The organism is Nocardia salmonicida NBRC 13393, assembly GCF_001613085.1.
Lineage (GTDB): Bacteria > Actinomycetota > Actinomycetes > Mycobacteriales > Mycobacteriaceae > Nocardia > Nocardia salmonicida.
The window spans coordinates 23,253-40,448 of sequence record NZ_BDBR01000027.1 but is presented as its reverse complement, the minus strand read 5'-3'; the positions used below and the strand labels follow the sequence as shown (position 1 = coordinate 40,448).

The window sequence follows — 17,196 nt, the reverse complement described above, 5'->3', positions numbered from 1 at the left end:
TGTGCCTGACAGACACCAGCAAGCAGAGTAGCGGTAGTCACCCCTCGCGCGAGACGCCACGACATGTGATGCGATGGAGCGGTGCCCGAATACACCGAGCCCGAGACCCCAACCGCCCCCATCACATCCACCGATTACGAGCCGTTGCGCCGCCTCGCCGTCGAGCTGGCCGAAGCGGCCGCCGCGCATGTGCGTGCCCGCAGGCCCGAGGTGTTCGCCGACGGTGGACCCGTGGCCGGAGCGGTGGCAACCAAGGGTCACGTCACCGATCCGGTCACCATCGTCGACACCGAATCCGAACAGCTGATCCGTGGGCTGCTCGCCGAGCGCAGGCCCGACGACGCGATTCTGGGGGAGGAGGGCGGCGGCGATGTCGGCGCCACCGCGCCGGGCACTGTCACCTGGGTCGTCGACCCGATCGACGGCACCGTGAACTTCCTCTACGGGCTGCCCGGCTACGCCGTGTCGGTGGGTGCGGTGGTCGATGGCAAGCCCGTGGCAGGCGCCGTGGTCGACGTGGCCGCCGCGACCACCTACAGCGCCGCACTGGGCGCTGGATCGCACGCTGTGCGCCCGGACGGCACCCGGGTGCCACTGCGCTGCAGTAGCGAGGATTCGCTCTCGGTGGCCCTTGTAGCCACCGGTTTCGCCTACGGCAGCGCGCGCCGTGCCCGTCAGGCGCAGCTGCTCACCGAGATCCTGCCGCAGATTCGCGACATCCGCCGCCTCGGCGCCGCCGCCATGGATCTGTGCCATGTCGCCGCGGGCCGGCTCGAGGCCTACTACGAGCACGGCCTCAATGCCTGGGACTGGGCCGCGGGCGCCCTCATCGCCGCCGAAGCGGGCGCGGTCGTCCATGTCCCCCCGGTCACCGTCGGCGGTGCCGCGGGCGAACTGACGGTCGTGGCCGCCCCCGGCATCGCGAAGGACCTCGACGACCTGCTCGACCGCGTCGGCGCCCCGACCGCCCTGCCGGACTGACGTCAACGGCGGGGCCGCCGAGGAATCAGCTCAGCACTTGACGTCGCGCGCCGCGTCGAGGAGGTCGGGGTCGATCGAGGACGAGCTCGCGCCGGGGGCGAGGTTCTTCAGCGAACGGAGCACGGCCTCGGCGTCGGCGCCGGGGCGAAGCGATTCGCCGAACGCCTGGCCGAGGACCAGATCGACGGTGTCGTCGGTGCGCGGGTCCTCGATCAGCTCGGCGCAGGGAGCGACGAGCTGCACCGAGGCGGCAGCCGGTCGGCCGTTCACGCCGAACCGGATCTGCCCGGTGCAGGTGAGGTCCCCGCTGACATAGACCGGATCGTTACCGACCTGTGTCCCCGGCGCGCCGGCGAACCCGAGGTCGCCGAGAGCGGAGGCGATGTGACCGGCCTGTCCGCTCTTGCCGTTGGCGTTGAACACCCGCACCTTCGACTCCGACAGCGCCGCCGGATCGACCGCCTCCAGCCGTGTCGGGCCCACGCGTGAGCCCAGTGCCGCGGGCTGCGGGGCGTTGGTGGCGGTCGGCGTGCTCGGCGCGTTGCACGCCATCGGTTCGTTGCTGTCGTCACGGGTACGGAACGCCGTAATCCAGACGAACAGGCTCACCAGAGCCAGCACGAGGACGAGCGCGAGCCAGAGCTCGGGCCGCCGCCGCGGAAAGGGTTTGCCGTCGCGATCAGTCGCGCTGCCTTCGGTGATCAGTGAAACCACGCGCTCACTCTACGAGTCCCGCGGCGGTGCGCGAGTCGGGGAGGTCTCGGCGAGTTTCCCAGCAGGTGACGATTCGTCGTCGGTTTCGGCTCGGCGGGGGTTTGATTGCGACTTTCGCCCATTGGTCCGCTATTGTCTGCCCGCCCAGATCGAATATTTACCGGTGAAACGGTGGTCGGTCGCGGGAACAACAAGGGCATGTCCTGCGTTTACCGAACGCTGTCGGAGTAGATCGCTAGCTGGTCGAACCTGATAGACGACCGGTGCACGTGTGAGGTGTACCACCGGCGGGGCGGTACGAACGCCGGACCCCTGCGGGGTTACGGCAATCGACTGATCCGGGATATACGGAGTAAGGACTGAGGGGAAGACGACATGGCAACCGACTATGACGCACCGCGGCGCACCGAATCCGACGAGGTGTCGGAGGATTCGCTCGAGGAGCTGAAGGCCCGCCGCAACGAGGCGCAGTCCGCCGTCGTGGACATCGACGAATCCGATACAGCGGAATCGTTCGAGCTTCCCGGCGCGGACTTGTCCGACGAGGTACTCAGCGTTCGGGTGGTCCCGAAGCAGGCGGACGAGTTCACCTGCTCGAGCTGTTTTCTCGTGCATCACCGCAGCCGACTGGCCACGGAGAAGGGTGGACAGCTCATCTGCATGGACTGCGCGCTCTAGAAGCAGGCAGTACGCATCACCGTGTGGACAGTCGATCCGCACGGACTGCGTACTACTGATCCAGAGGGGATCAGCGAGGAAGGGTCAGCCCGCGCTCGGGAGTCCGAGCGCGGTCAAGACCCGGTCCGGCCTCCGCGTACTGACCAACCAGTACGGCGTCGGGTCGTCCGGGTCGTTCAGCACCAGCAATGCCATCGGGCCGATCCAGGCCCGGTGCTGCACATAGGCGGCGGGGTCGAGTTGTCGGCCCAGCGCCGCACTCTTGGCCGTCGACGCGACGGCCGCGCCACGCGCGACGAAGCTCACCGGTAGGTGGGCCCGGTCGACGCGCAATTCCGCCGTACCATCGCCGGCCACGGTGACATCCAGGCGATGCCTGCTCATCCACAACAGAATCCAGACCGGGACCGGCGCCAGCAGCACATACGGCAGCCAGGCCCGCAGCCCCGGCGCGCCCATATGGATCTCGGCCGCGAGCAGGCCCGCGATCGCGAAGCCGACCGGCCACCACCACAGCGGCACCCACAGGCGCTCGGAGTAGGGCGACGGACCCTGCGCGCTCGGCGCGCGGTGGTCGGCGTCTGTGGTCGCGGTCGTCGGGGAATGGGGCTGGTCGGGCACCCCTCAACACTAGGTCACCGCACCAGGGCTGCGACGAGAAGGTCCGGCCTCGACCGCGTAGTCTCGACCGATGTGAACGCACTTGCACCGATTCCGCTGCGGCGGCTCGATCCCGGCATCCCTGTGCCGACGCGTGCCCATCCGGGTGACGCGGGCGTCGACCTCTGTACCACCGAGGATGTGATCATCGAACCGGGCGAGCGGGTGCTGGTCGGCACCGGGATCGCGATCGCGTTGCCGGTGGGCACCGTCGGCTTGATCCACCCTCGTTCGGGCTTGGCTGCGAAGGCCGGTCTGTCGGTGGTCAACACGCCCGGCACGGTCGACGCGGGCTACCGCGGTGAGATCAAGGTGTGCCTGATCAATCACGACCCGCGCACCGCCATCGAGCTGCGTCGCGGTGACCGCATCGCGCAGTTGCTGGTGCAACGGGTCGAGTTGGTCGATTTCGCCGAGGTCGACGATCTCGACGACACCGCCCGTGGCACCGGCGGATACGGGTCGAGCGGCGGGCATGCCAGCCTGGCCGACAAGGAGGCGTGATGGGTCTGTTCGGAAAGAAGAAGCGCGCGCGCGACGACGAGGCCGACTACGTCGAATACGACGAAGTCGAGTACGACGAGGCGGACTACGACCTGGACGCTGACTCCGACGAGTACGACACCGACGAGTTCCAGCGCCCCGACTTCGCGCGCCTGGACTTCGACGACGCGCCGACCGACGAGCGCATCTACGGCAATTTCGACCACGCCCCCGATGCCGCCGCGGGCCCCTACGACATCAGCGAGGTCTCCGACGAAGCGATCTCGCGGCGCCTCGACCTCGGCTCGGTGCTCATTCCGGTGCCCCAGGGCGGGCAGTTGCAGGTGGAGATGAGCCCCGACGGCACCCCGCAGGCGGTGCACCTGGCCACCGAGCACGGCAGGCTCACGGTCGCCGCCTACGCCGCGCCGAAGTCGGCGGGCCAGTGGCGCACGGTCGCCGCGGATCTGGCCGAGTCGTTGCGCGGTGACGGCGCGAGCGTGGCCGTCGAGAAGGGTCCGTGGGGCCGCGAGGTCAAGGCGATCACCGAGGGCGCCGACCTGCGCTTCATCGGCGTCGACGGCCCGCGCTGGATGATCCGACTCGTCGCCGCCGGTCCCAAGGGCGCCGTCGACGATCGCAGTCCACTGATCACCGCCGCCCGCGCGGTCCTGGCCGACGCCGTGGTCCGCCGCGGCACCGAACCGCTCCCCGTGCGCGACCCGCTCCCGGTGGTCCTGCCCCAGGAGCTGGCCGAACAGCTGGCCGCCGCCCACCAGCAGCAGATCCAGGCCCAGCAAGACGCCCTGGAGGCCCAGGCTGCCGCGGCCGCCGCCCCGCCGCCGTCGGCCCTCCCGCCGAAACTGCCCGACGAGCCACGTCGTGGCGCCGACGGTTCGGCCATGCAGCAACTGGGCCTGAACTAGCCATGCAGCAACTGGGCCTGAACTAGCCATGCAGCAACTGGGCCTGAACTAGGTGCTCGTCCGCCTCCCCGCGACTTTTGCCGGTCGTGGGGAGGCGGATCAGTCAGCTGCCGGGCCGGCGGTCGGTGGCGGGTCTTGTGTCGGGGGTTCCCGGCGAGTTACCCATGTACTCGCGAAATCGGTTGTCCTGCAAAGCTTTTCGTTGCCTGTGCGTCGCTGGGAGCAACGTGCTCAACTGCGCGAATCCGGCATGTCCGAGTATTGCCGGGTCGGCGCCCAGCTCGGTGAGCGTCACTCTGTGCAGTCGGGACGACGGCAAGGCTGCCGCCCATTCTTCCGCGACCGCGATCGGGTGGACCGGGTCGTCGGTCGCGCCGACCACCGCGACCGGCACATCAATGGCGGCCAACTGCTCCAGTGCTGGCCACGCGTACCCCGCGGCCTCGTCCAGCGCGGCGGGCAGATGGGGCCACTGCCCGCGCCACGACTGGGTCAACGCGTCGGCCAACCATCGCGGACTCGACGCCCGCATCCGCTCGATCACCGCCTCCAGGCCGTCGGCTCGCAGTTGCTCGGCGGTAACCGAAGCGCTCGAAGCGGCGGGGCACGTGGCGGTTTCGGCACCCGTCCAGGCGGGTAATGCTGTGATGACACCGACTACCGCGTTCGGGTGCTCGGCTGCCCAGTCGAGCGCGATCGCGGCGCCGAGGGAGATGCCAGCGGCCAGGACCGGACCGCGCGCCGCGGCAGCGTCCAAAGCCGCGGTACAGCTCCCGATCACGGCCTGCGGGTCCGGTTCGACGGCGTGGAAGGCGAGTCCGCGCGCATGGGCGGCAGGCCCGAACGCGCGGGCCGCGAAATCGGCGTCGGAGCCGGTCCCCGGCAGGGCGACCACGGTGACCTGGGGTGGGGTGCGCAACACCGACCGAGCGTAGCGGCCGGGCGTTTGCCCATCTACAGTGGCGGTGTACGGCCAACTAGCGGGAGAAGCGTGACATGTCGTCATCCACGGGCGGACACAAGTCGGGATCGGGTCCGGACTCGGGATATTTTCGTCGACTCGGTCGTCGTCTCACCGCAGATATCGACCAGCTCGACGCCGAGGAATTGGCCGAGACGGTCGAAGCCTCCGGTGCCCGGCGGGCCAAGGACTGTTGTCGTGGTGAAGAGGCGACGATTCTGGGCCGACTCCGCAGTGTCGAGGCGTGTCCGAAGGCCGCGGGTGCCACCGTGCAGGCCGAGTTCTTCGACGGCACCGATGCCATCACCCTGGTGTGGATCGGGCGTAGGCGCATTCCCGGGATCGAACCGGGCAGGCGCATTCTGGTCCGTGGCCGCGTCGGCGACCGCGACGGCCGCAAAGTGATCTTCAACCCCTACTACGAATTGCGCGGGAACAGCTGACGTATGCCCTCCAGCGACGAGTACCGCACTGCCGCGGACCCCGAAGCCACTGTGGCGTTGCCCGTGGTCACCGATGAAACGGTGGACCCGGAGATCGACACCGAGGTCGACAAGGCCGAACAAACCTTGCTCGAGCAGCTCGGCGGTTTCAGCGGCCTGATCTATTCCACCCTCCCCGTTCTGGTCTTCGTCCCGGTGAACACCTTCGCGGGCCTCACCGTGGCCATCTGGGCCGCCCTCGGCGTCGCCGCCGCCATCCTCATCTGGCGGCTGGTCCAGCGCAGTCCCATCCAGCCGGCCGTCTCCGGCTTCCTCGGCGTCGGCCTGTGCGCGCTCATCGCCCAGCGGGTGGGCGAGGCCAAGGGCTTCTTCCTGTTCGGGATCTACACCAGCCTCGTGTACGCGGGCGTGTTCGCGGTGTCGATCCTGCTGCGCCGACCACTGGTCGGGGTGATCTGGGGCGCGCTCAACGGCCACGGTTCCCACTGGCGTACCGACAAGCGCATCCGCAAGCTCTACGACCTGGCCACCGTTGTCTGGGTGGTCGTATTCGGCGCCCGCTACCTGGTGCAGTCACAGCTCTACGACACCGACCACACCACCTGGCTGGCCGTGGCGCGGATCGGCATGGGCTGGCCGCTCACCGCGGTGGCCCTGGTCGTCACCGTCTGGGCGGTGCGCCGCGCCGGGCACCTGCCCGCCGAGAAAACCGACAAGTCCGGGGCCGGAACGGAATCCGTGCGCGCATAGGGTGGGTTGCGGGACGCCGGAGGTGGGGAAGTACCCACCCTGGGGTATCTGGTTGCGACCGGCCGTTCGTCGCACGATCAATGCGTACCGAAAAATACGCGATGATCGTGAGAGGACCGGCGACCATGATGGCAACCGAGCACCGAAACGAGCGACCGGCCACCACCGCCCGCCGCGACGCCACCAAGACCCCGGCGCCGGTCCTGTCGGAGAGCAAGCGCATCGGCGCCGAACTCGACGCGCTGATCGGCCCGGCCGCCCGTGGTGACCGCGAGGCCGTCGCGGAGATCCTGCGCCTGGTGCACCCGCTGGTCCGCCGGTACTGCTCGGCACGCATGGGCTCCACCGGCCATCTCACCGTCACCGCCGACGATGTCACCCAGGAAGTTCTCATCGCCACCGTCACGGCCATTCCGCGCTACCGCGATCAGGGCAAGTCGTTTCTGGCCTTCGTCTACGGCATCGCCGCCAACAAAGTCTCCGACGCCTTCCGTCGCGGCAAGCACACCGCCTACCCGACGGCCGAGCTCCCCGACACCGCGAGTGCCTCCGCGGGTCCGGAGGACTGGGTCCTGGCGTTCGAGCGCCGCGCCGCCACCCATGAACTGATGAAGGTGCTCGCGCCGAATCACCGCGAGGTGCTGCACATGCGCATCGTGCTCGGCTGGAGCGCGGCTCAGACCGCCGAGGCCATCGGCACCAGCCCCGGTGTCGTCCGGGTGATGCAGCACCGCGCGCTCAACAAGCTGCGCGCGGAACTGAAAGTGGCGTAAGGACTCAGGGCTTCACGCCGTGGGTCGCCAGGGTCAGCCGCAGATCCTCTTCGGCCTCCACCGAGGTGACGAACAGCAGTTCGTCGTCGCCCTCGAAGGGATCGTCGGGCTGCGGCACGATCACCCGGCCACCGCGCAGGATCGTCACCAGCGCGGTATCGCGCGGCATCTTCAATGTTCGCACCGGCTTGCCTGCCAGCTGGGTGTCGGAGGGCAGGGTGATCTCCACCAGATTGGCCTGTCCCTGCCGCAACGTCATCAGCCGCACCAGATCACCCACCGACACGGCCTCCTCGACGAGTGAGGCGAGCAGCCGCGGCGTCGACACCGCCACGTCGACGCCCCACGACTCGTTGAACAGCCATTCGTTGCGCGGATCGTTGACCCGCGCCACCACCCGGCGCACCCCGAACTCGGTCTTGGCGAGCAGGGCGTGCACGAGGTTCGCCTTGTCGTCGCCGGTGGCCGCGATCACCACCTCGTAGGTCTCGAGATCGGCGTTCTCCAACAACGACAGCTCACAGGCGTCGGCGTGCACCCAGACGGCGTCGGGGATGGCGGGCGGGTCGATGTGGTCGAGCTGGCGTTCGAGCAGCATCACGCGGTGTCCGCCGCGTAGGAGTTCCCTGGCGATCGAGCGCCCGACCGCGCCCGCTCCGGCGATGGCGACCTTCATGTGTTCAGTCCTCGCTCAGTGGGGCCTTGGCGGCCAGGGCTATCGCCTCGCCGACTGTGCCGGACGTGGCCGCGACGTAGACGACGTCGTCGGCCTGGACGATCGTCTTGGATTCGGGCAGCAGACCCTGGCCGAAGCGCAGGATGAACGCCACCCGCACCTGCAGGTCGCGTTCCAGATCGCGCACGGTGCGACCGGACCAATCCTCGTGCAGGGTCAGCTGGGTCACCGCGACGGCGCCGGTGGGGTCGCGCCAGGTGGTGGTCGAGTTGTCGCCGATGAGGGTGCGCAGGAACCGATCGGTGGTCCACGGCACGGTCGCGATGGTCGGGATCCCGAGTCGTTCGTACACCTCGGCGCGCTTGGCGTCGTAGATGCGGGCGACGACACGTTCGACGCCGAACATCTCTCTGGCCACTCGCGCCGAGATGATGTTGGAGTTGTCACCGGAGCTCACCGCGGCGAAGGCGTCGGCGCGCTCGATCCCCGCGCGGGTCAGCACCTCACGGTCGAAGCCGACGCCGATCACCTCCTGCCCGGTGAAGCCCTCACCGAGGCGGCGGAAGGCGGTGGGATCGCGGTCGATGACCGTGACCTCGTGACCCACCCTGGTCAGCGCACGCGCCAGTGACGAGCCGACACGCCCGCACCCCATGATCACTACGTACACCGTGCACCCTCGTTCCTTGCCTACCCGTGGCGTCCGGCAAGGACCGTACCCGCCGGATGCTCCCATCGCCCATTTTCCCCGCGCCGACGCGGGGCAAACAATCCAGACATCACCGTGACGCCGATGAACGTGCGCGCGAAGGTGCTGGTGAACTCCTCTATGCTCAGCCCGGTGTCCAAGTTGACGACGGCAGCCAAGCGTGTGCTGCTGGGCAGGCCGTTCCGTAGCGATTCGCTCGGCCACACGTTATTGCCCAAGCGTATCGCTCTTCCGGTCTTCGCCTCCGATGCGATGTCGTCGGTCGCCTATGCCCCGGAGGAAATCTTCCTGGTGCTGTCGGCGGCGGGCATCTCGGCTTACGTGTACGCGCCGTGGGTCGGTCTTGCCGTAGCCCTGGTGATGGCGGTGGTCGTCGCCAGCTACCGGCAGAACGTGCACGCCTACCCGTCGGGCGGTGGTGACTACGAGGTCGCGACCAAGAACATCGGACCCAACGCCGGTCTGACGGTCGGCAGCGCGCTGCTGGTCGACTACGTGCTCACCGTCGCGGTGTCGATCTCCTCGGCGGCGTCGAACATCGGTTCCGCCATTCCGTTCGTGGCCACGCACAAGGTGTTGTTCGCGGTGGTGGCGATCGCGATCCTCACCGCGATCAACCTGCGAGGCGTGCGCGAATCCGGTACGGCGTTCGCGATTCCGACCTACGCGTTCATCGTCGGCATGGTCGTGATGCTGGCCTGGGGCCTGTTCCGTACCTATGTGCTCGGCGACGACATCCAGGCCGAGTCCGCCGGTTTCGGGCTCAACGCCGAAGACGAGCACCTCTACGGCGTGGCCTTCGCCTTCCTGATCGCGCGCGCCTTCTCCTCCGGCTGTGCGGCGCTCACCGGTGTCGAGGCCATCAGCAACGGTGTCCCCGCTTTCCGTAAACCCAAGTCGCGCAATGCCGCGACCACCCTGCTGCTGCTGGGTTCCATCGCGATCGTGCTGCTGATGGGCATCATCATTCTGGCCCAGAAGATCCGCGTCGTGTACGCGCACGACCCCGCGCACCTGATCGGCGCGCCCGCCGATTATCACCAGAAGACCCTGATCGCGCAGATCGCCGAAGCGGTGTTCCACGGCTTCCCGATCGGTTTCTTCTTCATCACCATCGTCACCGCGCTGATCCTGGTGCTGGCCGCCAACACCGCGTTCAACGGTTTCCCCGTACTCGGTTCGATTCTGGCCCAGGACCGCTACCTGCCCCGTCAGCTGCATACTCGCGGCGACCGGCTCGCGTTCTCCAACGGCATCCTCTTCCTCTCGGGTGCGGCGATCGCGTTCGTGGTGGTCTTCGGCGCCGAGGTGACCAAGCTGATCCAGCTCTACATCGTGGGTGTGTTCGTCTCGTTCGTGCTGAGCCAGACCGGCATGCTGCGGCACTGGACGCGCCTGCTGCGCACCGAGACCGACCCGGCGCAGCGCAGGCACATGATGCGTTCCCGGGTGATCAACGCGATCGGTCTGACCGCGACGGGCGCCGTGCTGATGATCGTGCTGGTCACCAAGTTCTTCGCCGGTGCCTGGATCGCGATCCTCACGATGGTGGCGATCTTCGGGGTGATGAAGCTGATCCGTAAGCACTACGACTCCGTCTCGCGCGAACTCGACGAATCCGACTGGGACGGCGTGCTGCCCAGCCGCACCCACTCGCTGGTCCTGGTCTCCAAGCTGCACCTGCCCACGCGCCGTGCGCTGGCGTTCGCGCGCGCCACCCGCCCGGACACACTGGAGGCGGTAACGGTCAACGTCGACGACGCCGACACCCGCAAGCTGGTGCGCGAATGGGAGAACAGCGAGATCAACGTGCCGCTGAAGGTGATCGAATCGCCCTACCGCGAGATCACCAAGCCGGTGCTCGAATACGTCAAGCGGGTGCGCAAGAACGCACCGCGCGACGTGGTCACCGTGTTCATCCCCGAATATGTGGTCGGACACTGGTGGGAGCAGGTGCTGCACAACCAGTCCGCGCTGCGTTTGAAGGGCAGATTGCTGTTCGAGCCGGGTGTGATGGTGACGAGCGTGCCGTGGCAGCTCAGTTCCTCCACCAGGGCCAAGCAGGCAGGCGAAGTGAACGCACCGGGTTCGGTGCGTCGAGGTTTCGAACGACCAGGACGTCGCGAATGAGCGGCGCGCCGGTCGAGGGTGAGAGTGGGTGTGGCCGTGAGTGATTGGAGCGGACAAGAATTCGAGGTACGTCTCGGGGCGCCGGGGCACGGCGGTTTCATCGTCGCTCGCCACGAGGGCCGGGTCGTGTTCGTGCGACACGGGCTGCCCGGTGAGCTGGTGCGCGCTCGGGTGACCGAGGATCGCGGCGGTTCGTTCTGCCGCGCCGATGCCGTCGAGATCATCGAGGCGTCCGCGGACCGGGTGCCCGCCACCTGTCCCGTCTCGGGACCCGGTGGTGCGGGGTGCTGTGATTTCTCCTTCGCCACGCCCACGGCGCAACGTGCGCTCAAAGCCACGGTGGTGGAAGAGCAGCTGCGGCGGCTGGCCAAGATCGAGCATGCGGTGACGGTCGAACCGATCGCCGGTGATTCCGGTGCCGACACCGGCGGTTGGCGCACGCGGGTGCGGTTGGTCGTCGACGGTGCGGGGCACGCTGGCGTGCATCGCTACCGCAGCACCGAGGTGATCGCGGATCTGCGCTGTCCGCAGCCTGTCGCCGGCGCGCTCGACGGTGTCGCGGATCGGTTGTGGACCCCGGGTGCCGATCTGGTTGTCGCGATCGACGGTGACGGTGTGCGTCATATCGTGGAACTGGCCGAGACTCCGGCCTCGGGCCCGGCCGGTCGTCCCGAGACTCCGCGTGGCGGCAGTCGCGGTCGTGGTCAGCGGCCGGGGCGCCGTCGTGAGTCGGTGCCGCCCGCGGGTGATGAGCGTGGTGCGATCCGGGACCGGGCGGCTTCGCGCAAATCGGCCATGAACGCACCTCGCGAGGAGTGTGTGGTCGAAGGTTCGGGTCGTGTCGTGGAGTATGTGGCGGGGCGCCGGTGGGAACTGTCGGCGACGGGGTTCTGGCAGGCGCATCGTGGTGCGGCGCAGTGTTATTCGGATCTGATCGCTGAATGGTCGGGGCTTGCTCCCGGTGGGTCCGGTTGGGATCTCTACAGCGGTGTCGGTGTCTTCGCTGCCCGGCTTGCCGAGCAGACGGGGCAGACCGGCGCGGTGGTCGGCGTCGAATCGGCTCGTTCGGCGGTGGTCGACGGGGTGGCGGCGTTGGGCGATCTGCCGTGGCTGGAATTGCACAGCGATCGGGTCGAGCGGTGGGCTCGCAGTGCTTCCGGTCGGCCGGATGTCGTGGTGCTCGATCCGCCGCGGGCTGGTGCCGGTAAGGATGTCGTCGCTGCCGTCACCGACGCAGATCCGCGTCGGATCGTTCATATCGGTTGTGACCCTGCGGCTTTCGCTCGTGACCTCGGGTTGTACCTCGACGCCGGGTATCACCTCGCGGAGTTGCGGGCGTTCGATGCGTTCCCGGCTACCCATCACGTGGAGTGTGTGGCGTTGCTCGATCGCTGACGAGTGCTGGTGCCCGGCTGGGTTCGGGCAACAGCGGAGTCAGTCGAGGGCCCAGGTCACTCGGACGCTCGCGCCGACTTCGGTTTCGCCGGGGACAACGGGGACGGGGGAGCTGGCGCGTGCCATCAGCATGGGGGACGAGTCCATCTCCGCGCTGATGTCGTAGGCCCGGCTGGAGGGGGGAGCGGTGTCCTCGGTGATCAGGAGGACAGCGCCGAGGGATACCCCGGCGCGGGCCGCGTACTGCTCGGCCTTGGCCTTCGCGTCGTCGAATGCCGCGTCGCGGGCTTGTTCGAGCAGCGGCGCGGGGTCGGCGACGCCGCGGGTCAGACCGCCGAGGCGCACGTCGTCGCCGCCCGCGTTCACCGCGGCGGCAACTGTTTCGGCGGGCTCGGTGCCGGTTCCTTCGCGAAGCGACACGGTGAGGCCGGTGGATGCCAGATATCCGGCGATCTCGGTGCGGCCGTTGTCGGTGTAGACGGTCTCGGTGCGCACGCTCAAGCCGCTGGTCGCCATATCGGCGTCACTCACTCCGGCAGCCCGCAGTGCCGCGACGACCGCGCTCACCTGGTCACCGGCGCGCCCGTAGGCCCCGGCGACCGTGTCGGCGCGCGATTCCACCGACAACGTCAACCGGATGAGGTCGGGGACCGCGCGCACCACGCCGCGCCCGAAGGTGGTCGTGCTCGCCTGCCAGGATTTCTTGCTCACCGCGGTACTCCTGTCGGTCGAAGGCTGCTGTGCTGCTCAACGTCTCGCGTCCGGACCGAGTTCCGCTGCCCGGATCAGTAGTTCTCGGAGTTCGCCGATACTGTGCGTACAGCTGCGTTCGGAAATGGTCAGTAGTTCTCGGAGTTCGCCGATACTGTGCGTACAGCTGCGTCCATCTGCGCGTATGCCCCGGCCGCGAGTCGTTGAAGCAGAGCGAGTTTCAGTTGCGGGTGCTGCTCGGCGAGCTCGTCGAATACGGCGGGACTCATCACCGCCACGCGGACCCCGGTCTCGGCGACGATGTCGTTGACGAACCTCTCACCGATCAACATCGGGATCTCGCCGAACGACATCCCCGCCGAAAACGTCACCAACCGGTGCACCCGCCCGTCGGTGCCGGGAAACGTCCCCCGCACCCGCCCGTCGAGAATCAGATACAGCCCGGAACGTGGTTCACCGCGTTCGGCGATCACCTCACCTCGGGCGAACGTGCGGACGACGAACTCCGCGCACAGCCGGTCCCGGTCGGCGGGGTCCAGCCCCACCAGCAACGGATGCTCATCGAGGTCGATCGACGTGCGGGCGCTCGTCCCGGCCGGTCGACGCCGATCGAGCACGATGTCCTCGCACCATTCGGTGGCGGTATCCCGGTCGATGAACACCCGCCCCCGCGGATCGTCGGGATCCAGACTCGACGCCTCGTGCCCGAGCTTGGCATCGGGATCGACCAGCGCCACTCGGCTGCCCCGGCGTACCAGGTCGGTCTGCAACTGCTCGACCATGCCGCGAGCCACCTGACTCACCTCGCCGACCCGCCGCAGGTCGATCACCAGCGCGTCGAGCTCGTCGGCGTTGGCCTCGATCGCCCGAACCGCCCGCTCGGCGCCCGCGAACAACAAGTCGCCGTGCAGCTCGTAGACCCGCGCCCGGTCACCGTGGGCGGCCAGCACCTCGGCGTCCTCGGGCGTGCGGCGCAATCGCGACGGCAGCTGCGCCACCGAGTAGTCGGCGCGGATCGCGGTGCGCGCGGACCGGGTCACGTGACAGAAGTGCAATTCGAGCCGCCGCGACAGCTCCCGGCACGCCGCGGCCCCGCGCACACTGTTGCCGTGCCCGTCCAGCCTCGGCGAATACACCGAGATCCCGAGCTGACCTGGCAGCACCGCGATGATCCCGCCGCCGACCCCGCTCTTGGCCGGCAGCCCGACCGTGGTCACCCAGTCACCGGCGGCGTTGTACATGCCGCAGGTGGTCATCACGCTGAGCACCCGTTCGGTGAGCGAGGTCGACAGCGCCCGTTCGTGTGTCTTCGGATTGACGCCATTGTCGGCCAGCGTCGCCGCCATCATGGCCAGATCGGCGCAGGTGATCTCGATCGAGCACTGCCGGAAGTAGCGGTCGACCGCATCGTCGGGGTCGTCGTCGATGATGCCGACCGAGCGCAGCATGTACCCGATCGCCCGATTGCGGAACCCGGTGCGGGCCTCGGATTCGTAGACCGCCTGGTCCATCGTCAACTCGCGCCCGGCGAAGCGGGAGTAGCAGCGACGAACCCGCTCGAACTTGTCGGCGGCGTCGCGGCCGTTGATCAGCGAGGCCGCGGTGATGGCCCCGGAGTTGATCATCGGATTGCTCGGCCGCTGGGTCTCCGGTTCGAGGCTGATCTCGTTGAACGGCTCGCCGGACGGCTCCACATCGATGTGCTCGGCCACCCCGTCGAGCCCGCGATCGGCCAGCGCCAGCGCATAGGTGAACGGCTTGGAGATCGACTGGATGGTGAACCCGATATCGGTGTCGCCGACTTCGTAGACCAGCCCGTCGGCGGTGGCCAGGCACAAGCCGAACGAATCCGGTGCGACCGCGGCGAGCTCGGGGATGTAGTCGGCGGGCGCGCCGGAGGTGTCCTCGCGGCAGGCGGCGTACACCTCGTCGAGCATGCCTGCCACCACACCCGGGTCGATCGTGCGCGTCGCGCCGTGGCTTCGGGTCACAGCGTCACTGTAGGTCGCGCCGTCACCGGGTGCGGGCGGGGACGCGCGGGAGATTGTCCTCACAGCCGAGAACGCAGTGAGGTAAGCCTTTGTAGAACCCGATTTCCGCTTGCGCGTCCTGTTCAGCGGCCATGGGGCGGTATCGTCGTCGCGACCGTAGACCTCGCTGTGCCCGTGCTGGGTAGGGCCCGCGAGCCTGTGCCCGTCACGCGGGCAAATACACTGGGCTGATCACAATGTAGTCCGGAGGGAGCGAGTTCAGGTGGGAGTGCTGTCGCGGGTGGATTCACCCGAAGATCTGCGCCGGCTGAGCGTGCCGCAACTGCGGGATCTGGCGGACGAGATCCGCGAGTTCCTGGTGCAGAAGGTCGCCGCCACCGGAGGCCATCTCGGCCCCAATCTAGGGGTGGTCGAACTGACCATCGCCCTGCACCGGATTTTCGATTCGCCGGCCGACCCGTTGATCTTCGACACCGGCCATCAGGCCTACGTGCACAAGATCCTCACCGGCCGCAAGGACCGCTTCGACTCGCTGCGCAGCCGCGACGGCCTGTCGGGCTACCCGAGCCGCGCCGAGAGCGAACACGACTGGGTCGAGTCCTCGCACGCGTCGGCCGCGTTGTCTTACGCCGACGGTCTGGCCAAGGCGTTCGCGCTCACCGACCAGGACCGCACCGTGGTGGCGGTCGTCGGTGACGGCGCGCTCACCGGCGGCATGTGCTGGGAGGCGCTCAACAACATCGCGGGCGCCCCCGATCGTCCGGTGGTGGTGGTCGTCAACGACAACGGTCGTTCCTACGCCCCCACGATCGGTGGCCTCGCCGACCGCTTGACCGCCCTGCGCACCCAGCCCGCCTACGAGCACGCACTGGTCGCCGGGAAACGTATTCTGAAAAGCATTCCCGCCGTAGGGGATTCGGCGTATTCGATGGTCCACGCGCTCAAGGCCGGGATCAAAGACGCGGTGAGTCCGCAGGAGCTGTTCTCCGATCTGGGCATGAAGTACGTGGGCCCGGTCGACGGTCACGATCTCGTCGCGCTCGAGGCAGCCATGCGGCGCGCCAAGGACTTCGGTGGTCCGGTCGTGGTGCACGTGGTCACCCGCAAGGGCAACGGTTACGAGCACGCCGAGAACCACGTCGCCGACCAGATGCACGCCTGCGACCCGATCGACCCGCTCACCGGCCGCCCCCTCGCCGGCAAGAAGGCCAAGGGCTGGACCGCGGTGTTCTCCGAGGAGCTCATCGAACACGGCGCGCGTCGCGACGACATCGTCGCCATCACCGCCGCCATGCCGGGCCCCACCGGTCTGGCCGCGTTCGGTGAACGCTTCCCCGAGCGCATGTTCGACGTCGGCATCGCCGAACAGCACGGCATGGCCTCGGCCGCCGGTCTGGCGCTGGGCGGCATGCACCCGGTGGTCGCCATCTACGCCACCTTCCTCAACCGTGCGTTCGACCAGCTCTTGATGGACGTGGCGCTGCTCAAGCAGCCTGTCACGGTCGTGCTGGACCGCGCGGGCGTCACCGGCCCCGACGGTGCCAGCCACAACGGCATGTGGGACCTCTCGCTGCTCGGCATCGTCCCCGGCATCCGTGTCGCGGCCCCCCGCGACGGCGCCACCCTGCGTGAGGAACTGGCCGAAGCGCTCGCCGTCTCCGACGGTCCGACCGTGTTGCGTTTCCCGAAAGGCAGTGTCGCCGAAGACATCACGGCCGTAGAACGTCTCGACGGTCTGGACGTGCTGCGACTGGCCGTCCCCAGCGCGGGGTCCGCGCAGTCCCAGCACGGTGACGTCCTGATCGTCGCCGTCGGCCCCTTCGCCGACACCGCCATGAAGGTCGCCGAACTGCTGGAACCGCAAGGGATTTCGGTCACCGTTGTCGACCCGCGCTGGGTCATCCCGGTCTCCGACACCCTGGTCAAGCTCGCCGAGAACTACCGCCTCGTCGTCACCGTCGAAGACGGCGGCCTGCACGGCGGGATCGGTTCCACCGTCTCCGCGCGCCTGCGCGACGCGGGCCTCGATGTCCCCACCCGTGATCTCGGTGTGCCGCAACAGTTCCTGGACCATGCCTCCCGCAACGAGATACTCGAAGAGCTCGGCCTCACCCCCGACGCCATCGCCCAGCGGATCGGTGGCTGGCTGCAATCCCGCTGATCAGGGCGGTACGGCACCCGCCGCGTGGCGGGTGCCGTACCCGCTCAGGCGCCG

General features: G+C 68.4%; 17 protein-coding genes. 10 read left to right on the top strand and 7 right to left on the bottom strand.

Annotated elements, in window-relative coordinates; translation table 11 throughout:
- The first annotated feature begins 81 nt into the window (after positions 1–81).
- On the top strand, positions 82–981 hold the full coding sequence (locus NS1_RS23850) for an inositol monophosphatase family protein (RefSeq protein ID WP_062987907.1): 900 nt from the start codon (positions 82–84) through the stop codon (positions 979–981).
- Between the two features lie 30 nt (positions 982–1,011).
- Here the strand turns inward: NS1_RS23850 and cei are convergent, their stop codons facing one another.
- Positions 1,012–1,695: an envelope integrity protein Cei gene (gene cei, locus NS1_RS23845; RefSeq protein WP_062987905.1), complete on the bottom strand. Its 684-nt coding sequence runs from the start codon at positions 1,693–1,695 to the stop codon at positions 1,012–1,014.
- Between the two features lie 375 nt (positions 1,696–2,070).
- On the opposite strand from cei, the gene NS1_RS23840 reads away from it, so the two are divergent.
- Complete coding sequence (locus NS1_RS23840; protein WP_056811237.1) at positions 2,071–2,373, top strand: DUF4193 domain-containing protein; 303 nt, start codon at positions 2,071–2,073, stop codon at positions 2,371–2,373.
- Between the two features lie 84 nt (positions 2,374–2,457).
- Here the strand turns inward: NS1_RS23840 and NS1_RS23835 are convergent, their stop codons facing one another.
- Positions 2,458–2,994, bottom strand: coding sequence for a DUF3093 domain-containing protein (locus NS1_RS23835; protein WP_084503950.1), 537 nt, complete (start codon positions 2,992–2,994; stop codon positions 2,458–2,460).
- Between the two features lie 72 nt (positions 2,995–3,066).
- Here NS1_RS23835 and dut point away from each other — a divergent pair, with 72 nt between their 5' ends.
- Positions 3,067–3,537, top strand: a complete 471-nt coding sequence (gene dut / locus NS1_RS23830; RefSeq protein ID WP_056811235.1) for a dUTP diphosphatase — start codon at positions 3,067–3,069, stop codon at positions 3,535–3,537.
- Between the two features lie 5 nt (positions 3,538–3,542).
- Positions 3,543–4,442 carry a DUF3710 domain-containing protein gene (locus NS1_RS23825; protein WP_062988021.1) on the top strand — a complete coding sequence of 300 codons (900 nt, stop codon included), beginning with the start codon at positions 3,543–3,545 and terminating at the stop codon, positions 4,440–4,442.
- 103 nt (positions 4,443–4,545) lie between these two features.
- Here the strand turns inward: NS1_RS23825 and NS1_RS23820 are convergent, their stop codons facing one another.
- On the bottom strand, positions 4,546–5,364 hold the full coding sequence (locus tag NS1_RS23820; RefSeq protein WP_255284663.1) for an alpha/beta fold hydrolase: 819 nt from the start codon (positions 5,362–5,364) through the stop codon (positions 4,546–4,548).
- A 74-nt stretch (positions 5,365–5,438) separates the two neighbouring features.
- Between NS1_RS23820 and NS1_RS23815 the strand changes: the two genes are divergently transcribed.
- From NS1_RS23815 to NS1_RS23805, 3 genes are all read left to right on the top strand, one after another.
- Positions 5,439–5,846, top strand: coding sequence for an OB-fold nucleic acid binding domain-containing protein (locus tag NS1_RS23815; RefSeq protein ID WP_056811231.1), 408 nt, complete (start codon positions 5,439–5,441; stop codon positions 5,844–5,846).
- Between the two features lie 3 nt (positions 5,847–5,849).
- Positions 5,850–6,596 carry a DUF3159 domain-containing protein gene (locus tag NS1_RS23810; protein ID WP_062987903.1) on the top strand — a complete coding sequence of 249 codons (747 nt, stop codon included), beginning with the start codon at positions 5,850–5,852 and terminating at the stop codon, positions 6,594–6,596.
- Positions 6,597–6,724: 128 nt separating this feature from the next.
- Positions 6,725–7,369, top strand: coding sequence for a sigma-70 family RNA polymerase sigma factor (locus tag NS1_RS23805; protein ID WP_255284662.1), 645 nt, complete (start codon positions 6,725–6,727; stop codon positions 7,367–7,369).
- 4 nt (positions 7,370–7,373) lie between these two features.
- On the opposite strand, the gene NS1_RS23800 is transcribed toward NS1_RS23805, so the two are convergent.
- Entirely contained in the window at positions 7,374–8,045 is a 672-nt protein-coding gene (locus NS1_RS23800; protein ID WP_062987901.1) for a potassium channel family protein, read from the bottom strand.
- A gap of 4 nt (positions 8,046–8,049) precedes the next feature.
- Positions 8,050–8,715: a potassium channel family protein gene (locus NS1_RS23795; protein ID WP_056811222.1), complete on the bottom strand. Its 666-nt coding sequence runs from the start codon at positions 8,713–8,715 to the stop codon at positions 8,050–8,052.
- Between the two features lie 171 nt (positions 8,716–8,886).
- On the opposite strand from NS1_RS23795, the gene NS1_RS23790 reads away from it, so the two are divergent.
- The gene (locus tag NS1_RS23790) at positions 8,887–10,884 is read left to right on the top strand and encodes an APC family permease (protein ID WP_062988017.1); all 1,998 of its coding nucleotides are present in this window, start codon (positions 8,887–8,889) and stop codon (positions 10,882–10,884) included.
- Positions 10,885–10,920: 36 nt separating this feature from the next.
- Positions 10,921–12,279 carry a class I SAM-dependent RNA methyltransferase gene (locus tag NS1_RS23785; protein WP_062988015.1) on the top strand — a complete coding sequence of 453 codons (1,359 nt, stop codon included), beginning with the start codon at positions 10,921–10,923 and terminating at the stop codon, positions 12,277–12,279.
- Positions 12,280–12,318: 39 nt separating this feature from the next.
- Here NS1_RS23785 and NS1_RS23780 read toward each other — a convergent pair whose 3' ends face one another.
- Both NS1_RS23780 and glsA read right to left on the bottom strand, forming a co-directional pair.
- Positions 12,319–12,990 (bottom strand): SIMPL domain-containing protein, encoded by a 672-nt coding sequence (locus tag NS1_RS23780; RefSeq protein ID WP_062987899.1) that lies wholly within the window; start codon positions 12,988–12,990, stop codon positions 12,319–12,321.
- A 128-nt stretch (positions 12,991–13,118) separates the two neighbouring features.
- The gene (gene glsA / locus NS1_RS23775) at positions 13,119–14,927 is read right to left on the bottom strand and encodes a glutaminase A (RefSeq protein ID WP_062987897.1); all 1,809 of its coding nucleotides are present in this window, start codon (positions 14,925–14,927) and stop codon (positions 13,119–13,121) included.
- A gap of 316 nt (positions 14,928–15,243) precedes the next feature.
- Here glsA and dxs point away from each other — a divergent pair, with 316 nt between their 5' ends.
- Positions 15,244–17,142: a 1-deoxy-D-xylulose-5-phosphate synthase gene (gene dxs, locus NS1_RS23770; RefSeq protein ID WP_056811212.1), complete on the top strand. Its 1,899-nt coding sequence runs from the start codon at positions 15,244–15,246 to the stop codon at positions 17,140–17,142.
- Positions 17,143–17,196 lie beyond the last annotated feature (54 nt).

Coding starts and splice junctions, on each gene's coding strand:
- NS1_RS23840 (WP_056811237.1), top strand. CDS start 2,071: ATGGCAACCGACTATGACGCACCGCGGCGCACCGAATCCGACGAGGTG.
- NS1_RS23815 (WP_056811231.1), top strand. CDS start 5,439: ATGTCGTCATCCACGGGCGGACACAAGTCGGGATCGGGTCCGGACTCG.
- NS1_RS23810 (WP_062987903.1), top strand. CDS start 5,850: ATGCCCTCCAGCGACGAGTACCGCACTGCCGCGGACCCCGAAGCCACT.
- NS1_RS23805 (WP_255284662.1), top strand. CDS start 6,725: ATGGCAACCGAGCACCGAAACGAGCGACCGGCCACCACCGCCCGCCGC.
- NS1_RS23800 (WP_062987901.1), bottom strand. CDS start 8,045: ATGAAGGTCGCCATCGCCGGAGCGGGCGCGGTCGGGCGCTCGATCGCC.
- glsA (WP_062987897.1), bottom strand. CDS start 14,927: ATGCTCGACGAGGTGTACGCCGCCTGCCGCGAGGACACCTCCGGCGCG.